Below are 23,674 nucleotides of genomic sequence, written 5' to 3'. Positions count from 1 at the left end.
AGGAGTGGGAGTTATGGGAAACAACAAAACAAAGCTGGGTTTAACTGCGGTAATGGCCGCCATGATGCTGGCCACCGCCGCTTGCGGCAGCCAATCGGAGCAGGACAGCGGAGCTTCGCCTGATCCGGCGGCATCGACTGCGGCTTCGGCGGCGCCTTCAGGCAGCCCGCAGAGCCAGAAGCATCTGCGCATGATGGTGGGGGTTATCGGCGGCAAAACTCCCGAAGAGCATGTCCTGTTCGAAAAAGAGGTGGAGCGCCTGACCGGCATCAAGGTCACCATGGAGAAGCCCAGCGGCAACATGAACGACAAGCTGCTGCCGGCTATTTCCGCAGGGGAAAAGTATGATCTGATCCAGGTGGACAAGCCTTTGATGGAGATTCTCTACGATCAAGGGGTGCTGATGCCTCTGGATGACAAAATCAAAGCCTCCTCCATCATCTCCGACCCGGCTGTTTTCCCCGCTCAGGAATGGGATCAGGTCCGTCTGAAGGACGGCAAGGTCTACGGCATCTTCACCAAGTTTCAGGGCGGCACCATGCCGGTGGTCCGCCAGGACTGGATGGAGAAGCTGCAGCTCCAGGAGCCCAAAACCCTGGACGATTATTACAATGTCCTGAAGGCCTTCAAGGAAAAGGACCCCGACGGCAACGGCAAAGCCGATACCTACGGCTTGAGCACCGCTGGCCTGTACGAAATCCAGGGCTTTATGAGCGGAGCGGGGGTCAAGGCCGGTTATGTGGTGAAGGACGGCACACGCACCATCCCTTACGCCTCCGAAGCGGCTATCCCCGTCTACGAATGGTTTGCCAAGCTCTACAAGGAAGGAATTCTCGATCCCAACTTCGCCACCAATGACTCCGGCAAGATGCGGGACCTGTTCCTGACCGACCGTGTAGGCATGGTCACCTATTGGGATGCCTGGGTAGGCATGTTCAACAATACCCGGCTGCAAAAGGACCCGGCCACCACCTTCAAGGCCAAGGGCCTGCTGCCCGCCCAAGGGCCGGACGGCAAGGTGATCATGCGCCGGGGCGACCCCAATGTCTGGATCATTCCGGTGAACTCCCCCGATCCGGCTACAGCCATGAAATTCATCGAGTTCTGGAGCACGGAAAAGGGCAATATCCTCGGCACCCTGGGTATTGAAGGCGAGGACTACACCGTCAAGGACGGCAAGTATGAGCTGACCCAAACAGGCAAGGACCACGGCCAGGATCACGGTTCGCCGTTTATTTACAATACCAAGTGGCAAAATCCCTTCGGCCTGCTGCCGGGTGTCAAGGAAGCCCAGGAGCTGGTATTGAAGCATGCCACTCTGGAAACCACCGGCTCCAGCTGGAAGGAAGTGGAGAAGATCCTGAACAATTACGCCCTTCAGGCCATGCAGGGGAAAATCCCCGCAGCCGATGCGGTGAAGAAAATGAATGACGAGCTGAAGGCTGCCAAGCTGATTGACTAAACCCTCACACATGAAAGGGCGGTGAACGAAAATGGCTGCGGATAACCAGTTGGCTATTCCTCAAGCAGGCAGCCGGGAAACCGGGGACCGTGCCATCCGCAAGGGAGGCGGCCGGCGCGCTGCCGGAAGCCTTCCCATGCTGCACAGGCTGTGGACGCGGTACGGCATTTTCTATCTGATGATGATCCCGGTGATTGCCTACTTCCTGACGTTTTCCTACTACCCGCTGGTGCGGGGGTTCCTCATCAGCTTCCAGAAATTCCGGGTCATCGGGGACCGCCCTTTTGTGGGGCTGGACAATTACCGGACCGTGCTGTCGGACCCGGATTTCTGGAGGATGCTGGGCAACACCCTGATGATCGGCGGAGGCATTCTCGTGCTGGGCTTTGCCGCCCCGCTGGTGGTGGCCCTGTCCTTAAACGAGGTCGGACGGGCCTGGTTCAAAAAGCTGACGCAGATGATCGTGTATCTGCCCCATCTGTTCTCGTGGATTGTGGTGGCGGGCATCTGGATTTTTATGCTGACCCCCGACGGCGGGCTGGCAAACGAGCTGCGGGAGTGGTTCGGCCTGCCCCCCATCCACTTTTTGGCGGAAAAAGAGTACAGCCGGGCAGCTATGGTGCTGGCGGCAGTGTGGAAGGACGCGGGCTATACCTGCATTATTTATCTGGCCGCCATTGTGGGCCTGAATCCCGCCTTGTTCGAGGCGGCCAGGATCGACGGCGCCAACCGCTGGCAGCTGGTCCGGCATATTACCCTGCCGCAGCTGGCGCCGGCTATGCAGGTGGTGCTGATGCTGTCGGTCATGGGCGTGCTGCGGATTTTTGACCAGATTTTTGCCATGCGCAATCCCGCTGTTGAACGGTATGTGGATGTTCTGATGATCTACACCTACGAAAAAGGCCTGGTGAAATTCGATATGGGTGTGGCCAACGCCGCAGGCTGTCTGGTGATTGCCGCCACGGTGCTGCTGACCTTGGCTGTGCGCCGGGCAGCCGGGAATGGGGAGAGGTGAGGACGTGAAGATGATGCAATCCGGGGCGGAAATCGCCGGATCAACAGGCGGCGTGAGGTTAGACCGCCGTGGCAGCAAACGGAGACCGGAGCGATTGCAGGCCGGGAGCGGCTGGGGAAGCCGTTTGTTCGATATCCTCAACACTTTGTTCCTCCTGTTTCTGGTGTCCACCATGGTGATCCCCCTGCTTAATACAGCGGCCCTCTCCTTCTCCGATGGGCTTGCCTCCATGGAGCCCCGGATCATTCTGTGGCCGGAGGACTTCAGCACGGAGGGCTATTCTACTGTATGGAACAAGATCCAGTTGGGACGGCCGTTCTGGAACAATACCATCGTCACCGTGTGGGGGACCCTCGGCCATGTTTGCCTCTGCGCCTTGGCCGGATATGTCCTGATCCAGCGGGGGCTGCCCGGCAGAAGACTCTTGACCGGCTTCATTATGCTGACCATGATGGTGCCCTTCGAAACCATCATGATCCCCGTGTACATTGTGAACAAGGAGCTGGGGCTGCTTAACTCCCTTTCGGCGCTGATTGTCAACGGCATTGTGTCCGGCTTCAGCATTCTCCTGATGCGCAGCTTCTTCGCGGCGGTGCCTTGGGAGTTGGGGGAATCCTCCAGGCTTGACGGGGCGGGAGAGCTGCGGATATTCTTGACCATATATATCCCCCTGTCCGCGGCGGGGCTGGCAACCGTCACCCTGTTCGAGTTTGTGGGCAAATGGAACCACTTCACCTCCGCTGTGCTGTTCCTGAACAATCCGGCCAAATATACGCTGCAGGTGGCGCTGAAGGCGCTGATCATCGACACCTCCTCCACCTCCAGCAATTTTCTCATCACCAAAAATGTCCGGATGGCAGGCATTGTGATTGCCTTGCTGCCGCTCATTATCATTTATCCGTTTGTCCAGCGCTTCTTTGTGAAGGGAATCATTGCGGGGGCAACTAAAGAATAGGAGGCGGCCCCATGCGGCTTGAGCTTGTGCGGGACATTATGTCCCATGAGGAAAAAACATACATCGAGGTGCCGTTTACGGTGCCGGAGAATATGGAGCGGCTTTCCGTATCCATGAAGGTGGAGGATTTGCCGGGGGAAAAAACAAGCGGGTTGGCCGCAGGAAGCGATCAAGCAGGATTGGGCCAACCGGAGCAGGCTTTGCCGGCGGAGGAGAACGGACAGCCGGAAAGCGGCGGTTTACCGGCCGCAGACGCTGCCGCCCTGGCCAAACCTGCCGCCAACGGGTTCGGCATCCGCCTCCCGTCCCTCAAAACCACCATTGTGGATTTGGGCATCCGCGATTCCGCCACCATGCGGGGCTGGAGCGGCGGCGCCCGCAGCTTCTTTGAAATCGGGCCGGAGGAAGCAACTCCGGGCTATATTCCGGGAGCGCTGCTTCCGGGCGAATGGAAGATCGTCCTGGGCGCCTACCGGGTTCCCGCAACCGGTTGCCGGGTGACCCTGGAGGTGCAACTGGAAGAGGGGCAGGCCCGCTGGCTGAAGGGCGAGCTCCACGCCCATACCAACCATAGCGACGGGCAATACTCCCTGCCCGAGGCCATTAAGCTGGCCGAGCAGGCGGGGCTGGATTTTCTTGCCCTGACGGACCACAATACGGTGAGCCAGAATATCGCCCGCCACCGCCTGGAGACGGACCTGACGCTGATCCCGGCCATGGAGCTGACCACCCTCTCCGGCCATTGCAATCTGTATGGACTGGAAGCGCCGGCGGATGATTTCCGCGCGCTCCGGGCGGAGGATGCCATTGGGCTGATGCGCACTGCGAAGGATCGTGGCGCCTATATCTCGCTGAACCATCCCCATTGCAGCAATTGCGGCTGGAAGTGGAGCTTCGACGTTCCCCATGACTGGGTGGAGGTCTGGAACGGCCCCTGGCGTGAGGATAACCGGAAGACGCTGGTGTGGTGGCAGGAGCAGCTGGCAGCGGGACGCAGGCTCACCGCCATCGGCGGCAGCGATTTCCACCGCCCCCATCCGTATATCCGCCACGGCGCCCCCTGCAACTGGATTTACGCCAACGGCCGCTCGGTGAATGCCATTCTCCGCGCTGTGGACCGCGGCCGGGTCACCCTGTCCCATTCACCGGAGGGGCCGCGGCTTTGTCTCTCTATCGGCCAATGGGGGATGGGCGATGTGGTCCCCGCCGGCAAAGCGGAGGGGCTGTGGCTGGATGTGCAGGCCTCAGGCGGCCTGTTGTCCGGCGATGTGCTGCGGGTTTATTCCGCCAACGGCCTGGAGGAGGAGCGGGTTCTGGACGCAGGCGGGGGAGCTGAGGTTTGCTGCGTCGATGGTCTTGGCGGCGGGGTCAAGGCCGGCCAAAATGGAAGCAGCGGCGCCTTGCTGGGGCTGGTTCCCCGCAGCCGGCTGTTTTACCGGGCGGAGCTTTGGCGGTTTGCGGAGGAGGCCGGAGGGCTTTCCCTGGCAGCCATGACCAACCCCATCTATATTGCCGCCGAATAGAGCATTTGCAATACATGCGTCCGCATGCCAAAAAGGCCGGCTCTGGATATTCTCACCAGAACCGGCCTTTCTTATGGCGTTTCACAGCTCAACCGACCTCCGCTTCATGTTCAATGGGCAAAACCCGGTTCCAAAACACCGCGGGCTCATAGACCATGGCCTTGGCGCCCTGCACCCGGTCCAGGAGCTCGGGAAGCTCCAACTGGTCCAAGGAGTCCAGCCTTGCATGGCAGTGACCGAACTTCATTCCGGCCGTTGTGGCGTTGGGGACAACAACCGTATACATGCCGGCCAGCATAGCCGCCTCGGCGCCTGCCGGTGAATCCTCAATGGCCGCCGCCTGCCGGGGGTTTACGCCCAGCATCCGCACGGCCTGCTGGTACAGCTCCGGATCAGGGGCCAACCGGGTGGCGTCATCCGCTGTGCGGATACAATCGAAATACGGGGCAATCCCCCATTTCTGGAGATACGGATCAATCTCCCGCCGGGGCAAGCTGGATACCAGCCCGATTTTGAGGCCCATGGCTTTGGCCCGCACCAGCGCATCCATTACCCCCGGACGAAGCTGCTCCTGCTCCGTCAGCTCCGCACATCGGCTGCGGATAGCGTCGCGGAAGGCATTCAGTTGGACAGGCAGCTTCATTCGGCCAAGCAGATCCTCGTAGGGGTTGAAATCCTGGAATCCGGTGCCGATGCATTGCGCATACAATGACCAGTCCAATTCGGCCCCCTGCTGGCGGTAAGCTTCCAGGAAGCTTTGGTAACGGGGAGTTTCCGTATCCAGGACAGTCCCGCCAAAATCAAAAATAACCGCTTTGATCATCATCTCTCCTCCCTTCCTGCGTTCAATAGACTCATACCGCCGCATAAGCAGCCTGCATCCGGCATGGTGGGGGAGCGGGAATGATCCGTCAGTAAACAACAATCCCCCAAAAGTGACGAGAAGCTTCGCGGCAAAATCCGGGTACTTTTTGGGGGAGCCCCCGAAGGAAAATGCTCTGTGCAGGCATTTTCGCAAGGGTAAGCCAGCAGGAATTTGGGCATTCAAAAAACGCAAAAAGAGCCCTTTAAACAAGGGCCCGACTCTACTTGATATAAGCAAAGTAATGACCCATCTCCATGCTGACGAGGTTAGCTGACGGACTCGGGCAGATGGCATCCCTACATGCAAAAGCTGCATGATTCGCCCCAAAAGACTGGTTCCCCCGCTTTCCGGTATTTTCTCCCGGAAATTAAGCGTAATTTTATGCTACTTCAAAAAAACTGAAAAGTCAAACATTTTATTCTCAGGACCGGCCGTTTTCAGTCTCCTGCGGGTCCGCGGCCATTTTCCGGTACGTTGAAGGCGCAACCCCTTTCCGTTGGTTGAAGACGCGCGAGAAGCTGGCGAAGGAACGAAAGCCGACTTCCAGCGCAATATCGGTAATGCTCATCTCGCTGGAGCGAAGCAGGCTGCACGCCTGACGAATGCGCAGTTCGTGGATAAACCCGATAAAGCTTGTCCCCAGATGGCGTTTGAGCAGCTTGCTTAAATTGGGCAAACTGAAATGAAACTGCCTTGCAAGCCCGGCAAGGGTCAGCGGCTCCTGGTAATGCTGGTGAATATAGTGCACAATCTCCCAGATCGTCGAGCCTTCCGGTTTGTGTATGGCCGGTGCGGGGGAGGTATGGCGCTGCCGGGAGCGTATGCGGTCGAAGCGGGCAAGGGCTTCAAACAGCATGGAGGTCAGGATGATGGGCTTCCACCGCTCGCTGCGGTCATACTCCTCCTCCATTCGCTCAAACAACGCAAGCATATCGCGGTGCTGCTCCGGGCGTATCCGGATAAACGGAGCCGGCTCCGCTTCGTCTTCATGCAGCAGCGCATACACGAATTCCCGGTCGGGAGCATTCAGCAGCAGGCCCATGTCGAAGTTGCACACGTAGAGCAGCAAATCGGAGCCTTGATCAGCGCGAATAGCGTGAATTTGATACGGAAGCAGAAACGTCATAATCCCCGGCTCCAGCGTATGGGAGACACCGTTGACCGTCTCCGTGCCGCGCCCGTCAACGACGAGGCAGAGCTCCAGAAAGTCGTGCCGGTGCGGGGGGATGTGATTGTTGATTTTTTTTATAATGTAAAAGGGAAAGCGGTCTTTATGCGGATAATCCGTAAGCACGGAAGGAATGACGGATGCCATGGCGGCCCCCTGACATTGGTATGGAATAGTGAACTCATTATACTGAAAATATTGAGAGATATCGAGAAAATATGGGACGATTTGCGCATACGGCGCCGCTATGCTAAAGATAGCCCGCGAGGCGGAGACAGGATACGCAGGGCAGATCAGGATGAGACGGAGGTTTTACTATGAAACAGCGTTCTGCATTGGAACGATTGCAAGGCATTATTCCGGCGATGATTACGCCGTATGACAAGTCGGGAGCGATTGACCAGCAAGCCACCCGCAGGCTGGTTCGCCATTTGCTGCAGAAGCGGGTAAGCGGGTTTTATCTTAGCGGAAGTACAGGGGAAGGCTTTCTGCAGACAGCAGACGAGCGGGAGCTGTTTCTGGAGGTTGTGCTGGACGAGGTGCGCGGAGCCGTCCCGGTCATTGCTCATGTCGGGGCGATGGATACGGCGTCCTGCATCAGACTGTCCAAGCATGCAGCGCGTGTTGGGGCCGATGCAGTATCGTCGGTAGCGCCGTTTTATTACAAGCATGGTCCCGAGCAAATTCGCGGCCACTATCTTGATATTGCGATGGCGGCCGATGTTCCGCTGATCATCTACCATTTCCCGGCGATGACAGGCGTGCAGTCCACGGTGAGATTTTATGAGGAGCTGTCCCGTGAAGACAATGTAATCGGCGTCAAATTTACGTCCATGGATACCTTCCAGCTGCAGCAGTTAATTGATGCCTGCGGACCGGATTTCCGCGTGTTCAATGGACCGGATGAATGTTTGCTGGCGGGGCTGGCTGTCGGCTGCTGCGGCGCCATCGGCAGCACGTACAACATCATGCCGGAGCTGTTTGTGGAGCTGTACCGCAGCTTCCAGGCGGGCGATCTGACGAAGGCTCGGGCGCTGCAGACGCAAGCAAACCGCGTGATCGCAGAATTGCTGCAGTACGACTTTATCGCATTTGAACGGGAGGTGCTGCGTTTGCAGGGCATCGATACCGGGCTGCCGCGCAAGCCGATCCAGCAGTTGACCGAAGAGCAGCGGGCGCAAATTGCCGCATTCGTTGGCCAATTCGATTTTTTGCAAGCGGTGGATAAATGACAAGGAGGCGGCAGCGATCATGAGCGAGTGGTTCCGGCACGTGCTTGTAGCCGGCGCAGGACCGGGCAACCCGCGCAATGATACCGCAAGCATTGTCTCTTTGCGGGATGGACGGCTTCTGCTCGTCTGGCACAAATATGGGGATAGCCCCGGAGGCGGCAGCGATTTCGGGCTTTGCCGCATTTACGCGAAAACATCGGGAGACGGCGGTATGACATGGGGAGAGGAGCGGATGCTCGTTGACGTGTGGCCGGGAGATCATAACGTGCAGGCGCCAGGCTTGTCCCGGCTGCCTTCCGGCGATTTGCTGCTGCATTGTCTGCGCGGGCATTATGGCGCAAGCAGCTCAAGCATGTGCTTGTTCCGTTCTTCCGACGAAGGGGAGACGTGGCAGGAATCGGGATTCATCTGGGAGCGAAGCGCCGGCCAATGGATGCAGGGCGGCGCCAACCATATGAACCTCTTGAGCAATGGGCGTCTGCTGCTGCCGTTCCATTTCGGCAACGGGCATCAAGGCAGCCAACACAATACGGTCTGCTGTTTCTTAAGCGACGACGAAGGACGAAGCTGGCGCCGGGCGTCCAGTACAATTGATTTGCCCATGCGGGGAGCGATGGAAGCGTCCGTCGCCGAGCTGAAGCCGGGCAGCGGCAAGCTGCTGATGTCGCTGCGCACCCAACTGGGCGCCGTCTTTCTGTCACGGTCTGATAACTGGGGAGAAACCTGGACATTGCCGCAAACATCCGGCGTGCCCGCCCCGGAATCATGCACCTGTCTGCGGCGCATCCCGGGGACAGACGCTCTGGCGCTGTTTTACAATGCAAGCGAGTACGATCCGGGAAGACATCATTACGGGCTGCGCACACCGTTGTCTGCGGCGCTGTCCCGGGACGGCGGCGCAACGTGGCGCAAAATCGGAGATATTGGAGCAGGGCCTTATGAGTATATGAATCTCAACTGCATGATGACCGAAGCGGGCGACGCTCTTCTGACATATTCGAAGGTGGCTGATCCGCAATTGCTCGCCAACGACGCGAAGCAGCCGTTCCAGCGGCACGGTCTCGATTTGTACCTCACTGTGATCAAACGGGAATGGTTTGATGGGTAACGACAAAGAGCTTCTGCACCGCAATGGGCAGAAGCTCTTTGTGCCGGGAGCAATAGCCCGGCTATTGCCCGTGGGCGTTGCCCGCCGCCGGAGCGGAGGGCGAAGAAGCATACTCGCTGAAGGTGGACAAAACCGAGTTGTAATCCTCCATATCGGTTACACGGATGCCGCTGTACAGCTGGTTGACCGCATCTCCGGGCAGGCTGCTCTTCATATGCTGGACATCCAGCTGGAAAAAGGTGCGGATAACCCGCTCCTGCTCGGGAATACCCTCGAACAGACTGAGATTGCCGTTCTTATCCATTCCGAAATAAGCATTTTCCCTGCATTGGGGCGACAGGTCCTCCACCGGCTCCACAATCTGCACCCGGCCGCTCCCGTCCAGGCTTAACTGGATGTCCGGATGCTCTTTGTGGAAGCTAAGGATTTCCTGCGGGGTCATGGTCCGGTTTTCGGAGGTTTCCTCTCCGCACACGTAGTGCTTGCGCAGAATCACTTCCCTGGAGCCTTTCCCGTTCCTGATGCTTTCCAGCACCCCGGCGCTGACTGCTTCCGCCTCCTGCTCCAGGCTCATATCCTTCGGATTCAACACTGTTGCTGCCGCCAGATAGTCCGGCTTTGGCTCCTCCGCCCCCTGATGCAGCCACAAAGCTGTAACGGCAGAGCCGGCCAAAAGCAAACCGGCTCCCAGCGACAGCCAGCGCTTTTTCATCTTCAGCCGACGTTTCAACTGTTTGTACAGGTTGGAGTAAGTCACGTTCGTTCCCCTTCTTCCGGAGTTTTTTTCTAGCATTCCCACTCCGGAGGGGATTTATACAAACTTAGAAATTAATCCAGGGCTGGCTGCTCTTGGGTTCGGGATCAACGGGCGCCGCTTTGGCTGTGCTGTAGGACTTGGTCTGCTGCGGCTTCTTGGCTTGCGGCTTTTTCGGCGCCGGCTTGGTCCGGTCGGGCGCGGAAGCGCCTTTGGCGGCTGGAGCCGCCTGCTCCACTGCAATGGCCTCCGTATGGGGCGCGGCATTTACCGGCGGATTGGACGCGCTGTCGCCGGCGAAAGCATACGGGTTGGCATAAGGCGTGGCCATGGTGGGCAGAGAATGGACGGCGGCATCAGGGCAGGGATAATATGCTGCGGGCTGCACGGCCCACGGGTTGTTTGCCGCAGGCTGCGCGGCCCATGGGGCGTTGTTTGCCGCGGGCTGCATAGCCCACGGGGCATTGTTTGCCGCGGGCTGCATAGCCCACGGAGCGTTGTTTGCCGCGGGCTGCATAGCCCACGGAGCGTTGTTTGCCGCAGGCTGTACAGCCCACGGGGCATTGTTTGCCGACGGCTGCTCTACCCACGGCATGTTGGCTGCCGGTTGTACGGTCCACGGATTCGCTGCTTCCGGGCAAGGCTGCTGCGGCCATCCATAACCTGCCGCCGGGGAAACTGTCCACGGCGACTGTGCAGCCGGCTGCTCGGGCCATACGGGGCCGGGCACACCGATGCTGGGCCACGGAGAGGCTGCTGCGGGGCTGCCCCAGGGCTGGACGGCAGCCGGGTCCCATCCGGGCGCCGAAGCTGCTTCGGGAAGCGCATAGGGCAGCCCCGGGATAGTTCCTCCGCAGCCGCAATCCCCTTGCCCCCAGTCAGGCAGCGTTTGTGCCAGCGGCGAGACGGCGAAGGGCGCATTATTGCCAAGGCCGGGGAACGGCTGATTCGGCCAACCGGCCGGCTGGTCGAAGGGCCCCTGTCCGGAAGGATAAGCAGCCATTGCTTCCACTGCGGGAACAGGCGTCTGGCAGAAGGGATTCTGCAGATCCTGGGCTCCCGCCGTTGCTTGGGGAGATACAAACATCGGCGGCATGGGATAACCTCCGTACGGCAGCTCCGGCCAAGGCGGGCATGGGGCTTTTTGCGCCGTTTGCGCTGCCTCCGCCACCGGCATAAACGGATTCACATTGCTGGAGATGGGCTGGGTCAGCGCGGATTGTTCCGGTTTTTGCGCCGCAGGCAGCACATTATTGGGCTCCATATTGCCGATTGCAACAGGAGACTGGAATTGGGGTGCGGAGGATTTTTCCGCTATCGGCGATACTGCATTGGGGAAGGACGGCTTTTGTGCGGCCTCATTTCCCACTGCCTTTTCGGCGGCTTTTTCTACAGCCTTCTCGGCCGCTTTTTCCACAGCTTTTTCAGCCGCTTTTTCCACAGGCTTCTCTACGGCCTTCTCCACGGCCTTCTCAACAGGCTTCTCCACCGGTTTTTCAACGGGCTTTTCAACAGGCTTCTCCACCACCGGCTGCGGCGCAGGCGCAGGCTCCTGCACCACCGGCTTTTGCTCCGTGCCCTTGGGCTTCAGCAGCTCCGCCTTGGGAGCAGTCGCCGCCTTTTTGCCGATGGACGCCGACCAGCCCGCATGGCCGCCCTGAAAACCGCCTCCCGAAGCCTTGGGAATGTATACCGTATCTCCCGTCAGCAGCACACTGGGGTTTTTCAGATGGGGGTTGGCATTAATCAGCGCCTGAAGCGGTACCTCCCAAGCCTTGGAGATTTTCCACAGGGTATCTCCCTGCACCACCGTGTGCTTATGCTTGTACTCGGCCGGGGGCGTGGGGACGGTGCTTCCAGTTGCGGGAATTTTCACCTTCTGCCCCACATCGATCCTGTCGGGGTCCGTAATCTGGGGGTTGGCCGCCTTCAGCTGATCCAGGGTGACACCGTACTTTTTGGCTATCTCGAACAGTGTGTCGCCTTGCTTGACAATATGAATCTTCAATCCCAAAACCTCCCGTGCGTAAATTTTGCGGTTGCCCGCGTTGGGTTGCCTGTAGCCGCGCTACATCAAGCTCCCTTCATCGTATGCAAACAATAGGCGTATGACATCCCCCATTTTGCCAGAATTACGAAAAAACCCTCCATACACCATATGGTGAGGAGGGTTTGTCTTATAACGGGAAAAGCATGGCTTGGGAAAAAAATGCCTAATAGACTTTGTAGCCGTCATGCTCCACGATGCCGCGGAACTCCTTCAGCAGGCGGGTGGTGACGGGACCGGCCTTGCCCGCCCCGATGGTGCGTCCGTCCACCTCGCGGACAGCGATAACTTCGGCAGCCGTGCCGGTAAAAAACACCTCATCGGCCACATAGACATCATGCAGGGTGAAGGGCTCTTCCTTCAGCGGAATGCCGTGTTTGGCGCACAGCTCGATAATCGCCAGGCGGGTAATGCCCTCCAGCGCGCCGCAATAGCAAGGAGGCGTGTAGACCACTCCGCGTTTGACGATAAAGATATTGTCCGAGGAGCCTTCGGCCACGTAGCCCTGGGAGTTCAGCATAATGGCCTCGCCTACGCCGGCCAGATTGGACTGGATTTTCACCAGAATATTGTTGAGATAGTTCAGGGATTTGATCTTGGGGTTCAAGGCGTCCGGCAGATTCCGGCGGGGGGAGACGGAGATGGTCTTCAGCCCGTTTACATAGGCTTCCTCCGGATAAATGGCCAGCTGCTCCGCAATGATAATCACCCATGCCTTGGGAGAGCGGCGGGGATCAAGGCCCAGATCGCCGGGGCCGCGGGACACCACCAGACGGATGTAGCCGTTCTTCAGGCCGTTCTTGCGCAGGGTTTCGGCAAGCGCCGTTTCCATCTCCTCATACGACAGCGGAATATCCAGCATAATCGACTTGGCCGAATCATAAAGACGGTCCAAATGCTCCTTCAATTTAAAGATATTCCCGTTATAAAGCCGGATGCCCTCGAAAATCCCGTCTCCGTACAAAAAACCGTGGTCATACACGGAAACCTTGGCATTTTCCTTGGTGACAAATTCTCCGTTGAGATAAATCCATTGCTCCGACATTACGCCTGAACCTCCTTCAGAATTTCGTAGGGATAGCTGGGATAGGAGCCCAGTACGCGGACCATGCAGCCCAAGGCTTCAATTTCCTCCAGGGCGGCAGGCAAAAGTACCGATTCCGTCGTTCCTTCCACATCAATATAAAAATAATAGCTGCCAAGCTTCAGCTTGGTAGGACGGGATTCAATTTTGGTAAGGTTGATCCGGCGCCACGCGAAGGCGGACAGCACCTGATGCAGCGCACCGGGAAAATCCTCCGGCAGGGTCACCAGAATGGTGGTTTTCCAGCTGTCGGAGGGCTGCAGCTCCAGCTTGTCCCGGCCGATCAGGACAAATCGGGTGTAGTTGTTGTGATGGTCGGTAATATTCTCTGCCAAGAGGGAGAGATCATACATGCCGCTGGCAAGCTTGGTGCCGATGGCCGCCCAGCCTTTTCCGGGATTTTCCTTCACCAGGCGGATGCCGTGGGCGGTGCTGTTCACATATTCAAACTCCACATCGGGCACATGGGCGTTCAGAAACCGGTGGCATTGGGCAATGGCCACATCCTTGGACAGAATCTTGCGGATGCGGGCATAGTCCGTTCCGCCTCCGGGCAGCAGCAGCTCATCCCCGTGGCCGATCAGATTTTGTCTGGACGGGTAGGTCCACTCCGCCTGGATGGGCGGACTGTCCTCCTGGACCAGGGAATCCACATGCATGCGCACGGAGCCCTCGATGGTATTCTCAATGGGCACAACGCCGTAATCCATGGAGCCGTCCGCCACGGCGGAGAAAATATCCGCCACCAGCTTATATGGGAAGAAGGCATTCTGATTCTGTTCCCCCTGGAAAAATAATGCCGCCGCCTCATGGGAAACAGTCCCCTCTGGGCCTAAATAACCGATGCGCTTCACTCCCGAACCTCTCCTTTGATGTTTTCGATAAATGTACCCGAAGGAGATTCCGGTGTCAAGAGTTTGATCTGCGGCCCCTCCCGGTCAGGCAAAAGCCACAGGGTATCCGCCTCGATGCCGGCGGCTCCGAAGCTGTTGTGGAGAAACCGCTCCAGCTTCTCCTTATCGCCGGACTCCCGGTCCACCAGGGCAAACATAGTGGGACCTGCGCCGGACAGGGCGATCCCCAAAGCGCCATGCTCGGGGGCATCCCGCAATATGTCCGCCATTCCCGGCACCAGAGCGGCCCGGTAGGGCTGATGGAGGGCATCCTTCATGGCCTGGCGGATCATGTCCAGCCGGCCGGTGCACAATGCTGCCACCAGCACATTGGAGTGGCCCACATTGAATACGGCGTCCTGCATGGACAGCTCCTTGGGCAGCACGTTCCGGGCCTTTTCCGTGGAGAGCTGGAAGCGGGGAATGGCCACCAGCGCCTCCAGGCGGGGATGGGGGTCCACCTTGATGCACTCCGCCCGCTCCCCGTCCCAGAAGGCCACAGCCAGGCCTCCAAAAAGAGAAGCCCCCACATTGTCCGGGTGCTTCTCCATGGCGCTGGCCATTTGGAACAAATCATCGTCTGCAAAAGGCGAGCCGATCAAGGCATTGGCAGCCGTCAACGCGCCAACAATGGTGGAGGCGCTGCTTCCCAGACCCCGGGTCAGGGGGACATCGCTGTACATGGAAACCTCAAGCTCCGGAAGGTCGACGCCCGCTTTGTCGAACACCTGCTGGGCCACCTTGTAGACCAGGTTGGTTTTGTCCGTGGGCAGCCCTTTATCCGCCAGCTGCTCTCCGTAATAATGAAACTCCGTCTGATTCCCGGCAGGCCGCATTTCGATCCAGGTATATAAGGAAAGGGCAAGGCCAAGGGAATCGAAGCCCGGTCCCAGGTTGGCCGTGCTGGCCGGAACCCGGACCCGGACTCCTTCTATATGCTTGCTGCTCATGTTCGCTCTCCTTTAGCCTTCCACACGGTAGACGCTCTTGATTTCCTGCACCACATCCAGTTGGCGGAACGCCTCCAGGACCTGATTCATCGCCGCCTGATTGGCAGTGTGGGTAATAATGATAATTTCCGCCATGGGATTCACCGGGTTGGGCTGCTGATTCACTGATTCCAGGCTGACCTCATTCTCGGCAAACACCTGGGTGATCCGGGCCAACACACCCGCTTTGTCCGCCACGTGCAGGAGAATGTAGAACTTGGAGCAAATGTCTGTATCCGGGCGGAGCTTCTTCTCCTTGTACGCCAGGGTGGCGGTCCGGCCATTGACGCCCATCCGCAGATTTTTCACCACATTCACCAGGTCGGAGACAATGGAGGTGGCTGTGGGCAACTCGCCTGCGCCCGGTCCATAGAACATGGTCTCGCCTACGGACTCGCCGTACACGTATACGGCGTTGAATACGCCGTTGACCGACGCCAGCGGATGGGTGGTTTTCACCATGGTGGGCTGCACACTGACGCTGATCTCATCCTGATGGCATTCGGCAATGCCCAGAAGCTTGATTTCATAGCCCAGCCGTTTGCCGTAGGCAATGTCCTCCTTGCTGACCTTGCGGATACCCTGCACCTTCACATCGGTGAGATCCACATTGGTGCGGAAGGCCAGGGTAGCCAGAATGGTCATCTTGCGGGCGGCGTCCAGACCATCCACATCGGAGCCGGGATTGGCTTCGGCATAACCCAGCTCCTGGGCTTCCTTCAGCACATCCTCGTAGGCGGCGCCTTTTTTACTCATTTTGGTCAAAATATAGTTGGTGGTGCCGTTGACGATCCCCATCACCTTGGTGATCCGGTCGGAGGAGAAGCCCTCCGTCAGCGTCCGGATAATGGGAATGCCGCCGGCTACGCTGGCTTCATAGAATACATCGCAGCCATGGGCTGCGGCTTCGGTCATGATCTCCTCGCCGTGCAGGGCCATCAGGTCCTTGTTGGCGGTAACAATATGCTTGCCGCGGGAGATGGCCTCCAGCACATAGCTTTTGGCCGGTTCAATGCCGCCCATTACCTCGATCACCACATCAATATCGGGATTGGCGATAATATCGGCAGGCTTGTCGGTCAGCACTCCCTCTCCGAAGGCTACGGCCCGGTTTTTGGATATATCCTGCACCAGCACTTTTTCAATCCGGATGCCCAGACCTGTTTGCCGCTGCAGGTCCTCCTGATGTCCTTCCACGATCCGCACAACCCCGGTTCCTACCGTACCCAGGCCGAGCAAACCCACTTTGATGGTCACAGTGATTCCTCCTGTTCTGTCTCTCTCTCCTCTATACCTTGCAGTGTCAGCAGCAGTTGCCCCCGACACAGCCGCGGATGCTCTGGCTCAGGCTATTTAGCTTTAGCCCTGTCCGACAATGGACACCCGCTTCACCCCATCATGGTTGCGCAGCGTCTCGATAAAGGTGACAAACTGCTCCCCCATCAAAGACGTATCCACGGAGATGACCACATTGGCCATTCCCTGCAGCGGAATGGACTGGTGAATGGTCAGCACATTGCCCTCCAGGCTGGCGATAAGCCCCAGCACCTTGGAGAGAATCCCCGAACGGTTCTCCAAATCCATGGAGATGGTCACAATCCGCTCCCGCTCCAGCTTGCTCAAGGGGAAAATACCGTCCTTGTATTTATAGAAAGCGCTGCGGGAAAGCCCCGCCTTATCAACCGCTTCATGGATGGTTCTGGCCTGGCCCTGCGCCAGCATTTCCTTGACCTGCATGGTCTTGACCAGCGCTTCCGGCAAAATGTCTTGGCGCACCAAGTAGTAGCGATCATTGATTTTCGTTTCCGACATTCCGGATTTCGTCCTCTCCAAAGAGACTTTTGTTTTCTTGTTGTGGACATTATACCGGAAGGTATTCAATCCGGCAATAGGTCCGGCAACAATTGTACGTTTTATGACAAACCAATTGTCATGTTATGGCATCTCCACGTTATCATACAAAGAAAAATGGGGACAAGCAAGATGCGAAACCGAACTTGCAGAACAGCGGGTCTTTGCCGGCTGGGGCAAAACAAAAAAAGCTCTCCCCGACAAAAGGGGGAAAGCTGGATTGGATTTCTCCGGGGCCGATTCCGGACCGGAATATCTCTTATGTATGCCGGAGGCTATTGGAGCATTGCCAGCAATTCGGCGTCGCCGGTGCCTCTTACCAAATCCGTTCCAGCATCCCATGCCGCCGGGCCAAAGCTTCCATCAGAAAGTAGTCTCCATAAACGGTATAAGTCATATTTCCGTTTTGGCAACGAAGCAAACCGGACACTTCCATGTTCGCATCCACATATTTCCGGCACAGAGTCTCCATGATGCCGTCCGCCTCTTCCGCGAACCCCTCACCGGGCCGGAGGCAAGCCAGCTCCTGAAGGGCACAAGCCATGATAGCTGCAGCGGAGGTGTCTCGGTTGTACACCTTGTTCTCCTCCAGCCTCGCATCCCAGTCCGCCTGTGCACCTGGGGAGGGACAGGACAGGGCGGGCTGCTCCGGCGGCAGCCGGAAATCCCAAACGGGAACCCCGGCGGCCCTGCACTGCTCCAGATACCGGCGGGCCAGCCGGACTGCAGCCTCAAGATACTTGCTTTCTCCCGTATATGAGCAAGCAATAGCAAAGCCGTATACCGCCCAGGCAGTTCCTCTGGCCCAATGGGAGTCCCTGGAGTGGCCGCAGTAATTTTCCTCACTTAGCGGCTCCCCTGTCTGTTCATCAAACCGGTAGGCATGGCAGATGGAACCGTCTTCGCGGATGAAGCGGTGTAAGGTCATATCGGCATGGGCCACGGCAATACGAGCATAATACGGATTGCCGGACACCTCCCCGGCCCAGAACAGCAGAGGCAGGTTCATCATACAATCGATAATGGCCAGTCCCCTACTTTCCGTAAAAAACCAATCCTGCGCCAGATTCACGTCCACATAAGCCGGAATCACGCCATCAAGCCGTCCCCACGCCTGGATATAGCCGCCCCGGGGAACAAACCGCCGGGCCAGTTCATCCGCCGCTTTCAACCCCAGTTCCTTCATATTGTTGTCTCCGGCAAGCTTGTAGAGTGCCACCGCATACGGCGAGTAGAGAAATCCCAGGTCATGCATGGTTTCCATGGGGCGTGTGAACACCTTGTCCCTGTACTCGCCGTAAAAGCTGTACAGCCATTTGAGAAACAGGTCCTCCTTGGTAAGGCGGTACGCCCAATAAGCCATTCCCGGAATAAAGGAATGAGTCCAATTAAAAATATGCTCCAGCTTCAAGCAACGCTCACGGGGAGAACGGAAGTACATGCCGTCCTGTCTGGCTGGAAACTCCCGCAAATCCTCGCCGATCAACGCTATATTGAGACGTGTTTTATCAATGGCGGTCTGCAGCGCCTTTTTCATTCTCGCACACTCCCTTATTTGAATCCGGGGATTCCCGCAGCAGAGCCGCCCGTTCTTCCCCGATCATAGGCGTTTCTTCCGGTATTTTTGCGGCGGCAGCCCATACATTTGCTTAAACAGCGTACAAAAATACCTTTCATTCATAATGCCCACCATCTCGCTAAGCTCCAGATTGGAGTAATCTCCTTGCTTCAGAAGCTCCAGCGCCTTTTCAATCCTGCAGCGGTTGGTGTAATCCACCAGCGTTTCCCCTTCCTCACGTTTGAAGAGAGTGCTGAGATAGGAAGGATTCAGGCCGACATGCTCCGCAATCTCATCCAAGGAGCAGCGTTCTGCCAAATGGGCGGCAATATACTGCTTGGCTTTGCGGATTTCGGGGCGGCGTGTGTTGTCGAGCCGCTCTTGACAGCTCCGGATATAGCTGCGGCACAGCTCCAATTGGCTGAGGAAAGGCAGCTCCTCAAGGTCCGGACAAGGAGCCGACGAACTCCCCAGCCGCTCCTCCACATGCAAGTGCAAACCTTGGAGCAACCCCTTCAATTGTTGCGTCATCTGCTGCGCCGGAACTCTTTTTTTCCCCGCATGCTCCTCCAACTCCCGGAACAACTCCAGCCAGACCTTGTCCCAGCAATCCTGCTTCAGCGCATCCAGCCCTCTCCGGGCCACCTTCTCCACCCATTCCTCCCCGTGTGGGTCCTGTTGAAACGGGTGTTGAGAATGCAGTACAACGCCTTGCTTCTCATAATAAGAGGCTCCCAGTCTCTCCAGCGCTTCCCGGCAGACGCTGCGGAGAGCCTCCCAGCCGAAGGCCGTCCTGCTGAAGCTGACATTCATGCGGCGTTTGAGGAATAGCCCGATATTGCCCATCAGCGCTTGCCCCAGCTCCATGGCCTGGCGGTGGCTCCGGGCCTCTCCCGGACTGCCGGATACAGAGGCGAGCCCGAGAATGCGGTTGTCCTCCAGCTCCAGTACCAGCCCTTCCAGCCCCTGCTGGGACAATGTTTCTTCCGTGATATTCAAAAGTGCATACTGCAGGATGCTTCGATCCTTCTCGTTATAAAGCGCAGCAAAGGAGCGGTAATCGCTATCCTCCATGGCAAAGGCGAAATATTGCTCCGGGCGGAAGGTAAGCCGAAGCTCCTCGCCCATGTCCTGAATTTGCCGATGGGCGGAGGCGCCGGACAGCAGCTCTCCAAACATTTGGCGGCGCAGTCTGTATACATGCTCCAGGCGGAAGCGGCTTAAGCGGAGCAGCTCCCTGTCCAGCTTCTCCTTTTGCCCAATGGCCAGGGCAGCCTTCTCCAGAGCCCCGCGGATTTCCTGCTCCTCCAGGGGAACCTTGATAATATAGTCATTAACGCCCAATTGAATAGCCTGCTTGGCGTATTCAAAGTCCGAGTAGGCGGTCAGAATAATGAATACGGCAGAGGGATAAGCCGGCTTCATGGCCGCGATCAGTGTCATTCCGTCCATCCGGGGCATAACAATATCAGTCAATACAATATCCGGCTGCCGTTCCTCTGCCAGCTTCAGCGCCTCCATGCCGGAATAGGCGGCTCCTACAAGCTCGAACCGGTCTTCAAAACGGCGGAATATTCCCTTCAGCCGTTCTATGATCAAGTCCTCATCATCCACAATCAGGCAGCGGTACCGCCTCATGTTGCCAGCTCCTTTACCAGCTTGTCCTTATCCCCCGACGCCGGAAATTCCGCCCTTACACATGTGCCTTCTCCCAGCCTGCTGTGAACCGTCAATCCATAATCGGAGCCGTAATATAGTTGAATCCGCTGGTGAATGTTCCGCAGTCCAATCCTTTTGCGCCCCGGCGTACAGGATGGGGTGTCCTGCAGCAGGCGTTCTGCCGCAGCCGCCGACATGCCAATCCCCTGATCCTCCACGGTGACCACTACCCGACCGCTCTCCCTGAAGGAGCGGATGCGAATGCTTCCCAGTGTTCTTCCACCGCAATAGCCATGAAATAAGCTATTTTCCACAATCGGCTGCAAAAACATGCGGAATACCGGATAAGCGTAGAGCTCCGGCTCGATCTCCTCCATCACCGCGAACGACTTGCAATAACGCAGATTCTGGACCTGAATAAAGTCTTTGACATTATCCAGCTCCTCCTGCAGCGTCACCGGCCTGGAGGCATCCGCAATACCGTATTCCAGAATGCGGATCAGTGAAAACACCACCGTATCCACCTTATCATACTGGCCCAAACCGACAATGTTGCTGATGGAACCCAGCGTATTATATAAAAAGTGGGGATTAATCTGGGATTGAAGCACCTGAATCTCCATGAGGCGCTTGGTTTCCAGGGTCTCCTCCCGGTCGTGGACCAAATCCTGAATCCGCCGGATCATCTGGTTAAAGGTGCGGGAGAGTTCCCCGAATTCATCGGAACGCTGCAGCTCAGCCTCCGCAGACAGACTCCCCAGCTTGACGGCACGCATCTGGTTGCGCAGAAAGTGGACCGGCTTGCGTATATAGCGGGTTACCAGCCAGGAGGCACAGGTGCTTAAAACCAAACCTCCGGCCATCAAAAGCCAAAAATGGGACCTCAGTCTTCGATAGGACTGCATCATGCGGGAATCATCATTAACGGAAATAATCGACCAGTCAAACCGGGATGCCGGATACTTCAGAATTTCAATGGGCTGCCCGGACTGGTTAATGGCGGTAAAAAAGGACTCCGTAGTTGCGGCAATATCCTCCGATGAAAGATTGCCGATGACAGTGCGGCGGGTAGCGGGATCAATGGCGCCGAACCGCCGGGGAAATCCGGCTATGAGCATGCCCTGTCCGTCAATGATCCCCATGTTCAGCAAATCAGACCGGGACAAATCCATAAACATGGACTCGAAAGCGCTCAAATCCATGTCCAGAGCAACCACCGCGGGAGGCTCCGAGCCTGTCAGATATTTGGCCATGGTCACAGTCCAGCCTGACGAGAGGGATTCATAGGGCGCCGTATAGATGACCTCGCCCTTATGCGCCGCCGCTTTTTCATAGAACGGCCTGCGCTCTTCCCTGGGGTCCTCGAACACCACTGTCAGGGGGCTGCCGCCGATGATACCCAGATCCGGGCAGACTACATACACATTCTTCACCAGTCCCTGATTTAGCTCCAGCAGTTGGCCCATTTCCGGCTTCAGGTTTTCAAGAGGCATTCCCGGCACATAAGAAGCGTTAATGGCATGCAGCTGCGTCTGGATAGAGGAGGAGGTAAGCGTTAAATACTGATCCACCTTAGAAAGAATTTGCCTGACATAAAAATCATTGTTGTTCTGCATCTCCTTGCGCATATAGCGGTACGACAGCTGGGTAACGCCGCTGACTACCAGGAACACAAACAATAAGCACAGCACAAACAGCTTAAAGGACATGCCTCCACAGATGGATTTCAGCTTAATCACTCCAACGCCCCGCTTTCATGCAGCTTTGTCCGCTTCATTCCATTATACCTGATGGAAGCCATGCAGGGCAGAAACGCTTGCACGACGCATGCGCTTCCTGCCCTGATTCATCCTGTCTGCTCCTATTTCAGAAGCCCCTTGCTTTTCAATTGGCTGTTCACATTCTCCACATACTTGGAATAATCGAATTTGCTATTCAGAGTATCGAGATAAAGGGTCCAGTTGGTTAAAGACTCCTTGCCGATCATAAACTTCAGCAGGGATTCGTTGATATACTTTTTGCGGTCATTGTACTTGGTATCATTGGCATCCAGAACAATTAGCGGACTGGCCGGATTCACCTTCACATACTTGAGATTGATCTGCTGGAATTCCGAGGTTTTTGGGTTTTTGAAGTCAAAGTATACTCCGTCATCCGCCCGGCGGGGCATGGCCCAGTTGGCCGTCCAAGCCAGCTTCTCGGTCTGCTCCTTGGTCAGCTCCAGCTTCCGGGGCTTCCCTTCGGCCATCTCCCACTGAGTCCCCTTGATGCCGTATGCCGTATACGGATAGGCCTCTTTATCGGTGTACCAATATTCCAGCAGCGAGAGGATGCGTTTCACCTTCTCCGGGTCCTTGGCGGCATTCTGTGAAATCGCCCAACCGTTGTTTTGCAGCGACTTGTAGGCTGTCCATTGGTCGCCGTGGGGACCCTTTACCGGGGGAATAGTCACCCAGTCGGGCACCTCGCCGCTTACCTCCTTCATCTTCTCCTGGGAAGCAGGCTCCATTCTCCGCCAATCATTAATGATAATTCCGGTTTTGCCTGCGTACATCTTCCGGTCCACTGCCGCGGTGTCGTTGATGGAAACCCAGTCGGGGTCCACTACCTTGGCGGCAATCATCTTCTGGATGAACGCCAGTGCCTCCTTCATCCGCTCGTCCGTATTGCCGAACACCACCTTGCCGTCCTGAAAATCCACTGTATTGGGCAGCACCCCGAACATCAGGAAAATTTGCCCCCAGCCGAATGCGTTCAGGTCGGCATCCTTGCTGACGCCCGCCACAAAGCCGTAGGTATCATCCTTGCCATTGCCGTCGGGATCATTAAAGGTGAACGCTTTCATCACCTCCAGCAATTCCTCGGATGTAGTTGGCGCCTGCAAGTTTAGCTTCCGAAGCCAATCATTGCGAATCCACCAGCCTCTTGTAGCATTTACAGGCTCATAACCCGGTACCGCCACAATATGTCCGTCCACTTTCGTATTCTCCCAGGCGTCTGTGGCAAACTGATTTACCAGAGTGGGATAATCCTTCAGAACATCGTCCAGTTCCGCCAGCACACCCTGATTGTAATAGTCTACCAGGACATTTTTGTCCCACATAAACATCATGTCAGGCGTATCCCCAGAGGCAATCATGGTATTGAGCTTGGATGCGATCTGGTCCTTGGAGGGAAGGGTGACATTCAAATCCACATTGACCGCCTTCTCCAACATCTGGCGGATGGGGTCCTCCTCTCTGGCCGGAAACTGCACGGTGAAGTTGAAGGCTCCGGCATGATACACTTTCAGCTTTATTGGCTGGTCAAATTTGCCGCCCGCGGCCGCGGATGCCCCCTGCGCCGCCGGTTCCTTGCCGCCAGTCTGGCAGGCCGCCAGCAGGCCGCTTGCTCCCAGCATCATGGACAATCCCAGCAGCAACCCCTTTTTTAATCCCATTGTACTCTCTCCTCGTATAGTATTTCTTGAAGGTTGTCTTGAACCGATTTCCAGTACCCTAGGGTACTGGCG

19 protein-coding genes and 1 riboswitch are annotated in these 23,674 nt (G+C 57.1%); of the genes, 6 read left to right on the top strand and 13 right to left on the bottom strand.

What is annotated here, in order from left to right:
- Window positions 1-13: 13 nt before the first annotated feature.
- Genes DQG13_RS28490 through DQG13_RS28475 form a run of 4 tightly spaced genes read left to right on the top strand, consistent with a single transcriptional unit; the run spans window position 14 to window position 4,955 of the window.
- Window positions 14-1,462: an extracellular solute-binding protein gene (locus tag DQG13_RS28490; RefSeq protein ID WP_113023584.1), complete on the top strand. Its 1,449-nt coding sequence runs from the start codon at window positions 14-16 to the stop codon at window positions 1,460-1,462.
- A gap of 31 nt (window positions 1,463-1,493) precedes the next feature.
- Window positions 1,494-2,477: an ABC transporter permease subunit gene (locus DQG13_RS28485; RefSeq protein WP_258525912.1), complete on the top strand. Its 984-nt coding sequence runs from the start codon at window positions 1,494-1,496 to the stop codon at window positions 2,475-2,477.
- A 10-nt stretch (window positions 2,478-2,487) separates the two neighbouring features.
- Window positions 2,488-3,432, top strand: a complete 945-nt coding sequence (locus tag DQG13_RS28480; protein ID WP_258525913.1) for a carbohydrate ABC transporter permease — start codon at window positions 2,488-2,490, stop codon at window positions 3,430-3,432.
- 11 nt (window positions 3,433-3,443) lie between these two features.
- Entirely contained in the window at window positions 3,444-4,955 is a 1,512-nt protein-coding gene (locus tag DQG13_RS28475; protein WP_113023583.1) for a CehA/McbA family metallohydrolase, read from the top strand.
- A gap of 88 nt (window positions 4,956-5,043) precedes the next feature.
- Here the strand turns inward: DQG13_RS28475 and DQG13_RS28470 are convergent, their stop codons facing one another.
- The gene (locus DQG13_RS28470) at window positions 5,044-5,781 is read right to left on the bottom strand and encodes an HAD family hydrolase (protein ID WP_181593056.1); all 738 of its coding nucleotides are present in this window, start codon (window positions 5,779-5,781) and stop codon (window positions 5,044-5,046) included.
- A 280-nt stretch (window positions 5,782-6,061) separates the two neighbouring features.
- A riboswitch (cyclic di-AMP (ydaO/yuaA leader) is annotated at window positions 6,062-6,204 on the bottom strand.
- A gap of 37 nt (window positions 6,205-6,241) precedes the next feature.
- A complete protein-coding gene (locus DQG13_RS28465; RefSeq protein WP_113023581.1) occupies window positions 6,242-7,135 on the bottom strand; it encodes an AraC family transcriptional regulator in 894 nt (297 codons plus the stop codon).
- Between the two features lie 170 nt (window positions 7,136-7,305).
- Here DQG13_RS28465 and DQG13_RS28460 point away from each other — a divergent pair, with 170 nt between their 5' ends.
- Both DQG13_RS28460 and DQG13_RS28455 read left to right on the top strand, forming a co-directional pair.
- On the top strand, window positions 7,306-8,220 hold the full coding sequence (locus DQG13_RS28460; protein WP_113023580.1) for an N-acetylneuraminate lyase: 915 nt from the start codon (window positions 7,306-7,308) through the stop codon (window positions 8,218-8,220).
- A 19-nt stretch (window positions 8,221-8,239) separates the two neighbouring features.
- Window positions 8,240-9,328: a sialidase family protein gene (locus DQG13_RS28455; RefSeq protein ID WP_113023579.1), complete on the top strand. Its 1,089-nt coding sequence runs from the start codon at window positions 8,240-8,242 to the stop codon at window positions 9,326-9,328.
- A gap of 61 nt (window positions 9,329-9,389) precedes the next feature.
- On the opposite strand, the gene DQG13_RS28450 is transcribed toward DQG13_RS28455, so the two are convergent.
- The 11 genes from DQG13_RS28450 to DQG13_RS28400 form a co-directional block, all read right to left on the bottom strand.
- On the bottom strand, window positions 9,390-10,085 hold the full coding sequence (locus DQG13_RS28450; RefSeq protein WP_181593055.1) for a BofC C-terminal domain-containing protein: 696 nt from the start codon (window positions 10,083-10,085) through the stop codon (window positions 9,390-9,392).
- Window positions 10,086-10,149: 64 nt separating this feature from the next.
- Window positions 10,150-12,090 (bottom strand): LysM peptidoglycan-binding domain-containing protein, encoded by a 1,941-nt coding sequence (locus tag DQG13_RS28445; RefSeq protein WP_146767226.1) that lies wholly within the window; start codon window positions 12,088-12,090, stop codon window positions 10,150-10,152.
- 205 nt (window positions 12,091-12,295) lie between these two features.
- A complete protein-coding gene (gene ilvE, locus DQG13_RS28440) occupies window positions 12,296-13,174 on the bottom strand; it encodes a branched-chain-amino-acid transaminase (protein ID WP_113023576.1) in 879 nt (292 codons plus the stop codon).
- Window positions 13,174-14,067, bottom strand: a complete 894-nt coding sequence (gene pheA, locus DQG13_RS28435) for a prephenate dehydratase (protein WP_113023575.1) — start codon at window positions 14,065-14,067, stop codon at window positions 13,174-13,176. Before pheA ends, ilvE begins: the two co-directional genes overlap by 1 nt.
- Entirely contained in the window at window positions 14,064-15,056 is a 993-nt protein-coding gene (thrB, locus tag DQG13_RS28430) for a homoserine kinase (RefSeq protein ID WP_113023574.1), read from the bottom strand. Before thrB ends, pheA begins: the two co-directional genes overlap by 4 nt.
- Before the next feature lie 12 nt (window positions 15,057-15,068).
- Window positions 15,069-16,352 (bottom strand): homoserine dehydrogenase, encoded by a 1,284-nt coding sequence (locus DQG13_RS28425; protein WP_397334028.1) that lies wholly within the window; start codon window positions 16,350-16,352, stop codon window positions 15,069-15,071.
- A 102-nt stretch (window positions 16,353-16,454) separates the two neighbouring features.
- Entirely contained in the window at window positions 16,455-16,907 is a 453-nt protein-coding gene (locus tag DQG13_RS28420) for an ACT domain-containing protein (protein WP_181593054.1), read from the bottom strand.
- A 355-nt stretch (window positions 16,908-17,262) separates the two neighbouring features.
- A complete protein-coding gene (locus DQG13_RS28415; RefSeq protein ID WP_113023573.1) occupies window positions 17,263-18,483 on the bottom strand; it encodes a glycoside hydrolase family 88 protein in 1,221 nt (406 codons plus the stop codon).
- A gap of 63 nt (window positions 18,484-18,546) precedes the next feature.
- Window positions 18,547-20,142: a response regulator gene (locus tag DQG13_RS28410; protein ID WP_113023572.1), complete on the bottom strand. Its 1,596-nt coding sequence runs from the start codon at window positions 20,140-20,142 to the stop codon at window positions 18,547-18,549.
- A complete protein-coding gene (locus DQG13_RS28405) occupies window positions 20,139-21,902 on the bottom strand; it encodes a sensor histidine kinase (protein ID WP_113023571.1) in 1,764 nt (587 codons plus the stop codon). The genes DQG13_RS28410 and DQG13_RS28405 overlap by 4 nt, the downstream gene beginning before the upstream one ends.
- Before the next feature lie 122 nt (window positions 21,903-22,024).
- Complete coding sequence (locus tag DQG13_RS28400; protein ID WP_113023570.1) at window positions 22,025-23,602, bottom strand: extracellular solute-binding protein; 1,578 nt, start codon at window positions 23,600-23,602, stop codon at window positions 22,025-22,027.
- Window positions 23,603-23,674 lie beyond the last annotated feature (72 nt).

The sequence above is a fragment of the Paenibacillus sp. YN15 genome (genome assembly GCF_003285005.1).
Classification (GTDB): Bacteria; Bacillota; Bacilli; order Paenibacillales; family NBRC-103111; genus Paenibacillus_AR.
The sequence above is the reverse complement of the archived record's forward strand: the minus strand, read 5'-3'. Positions and strand labels throughout refer to the sequence as shown.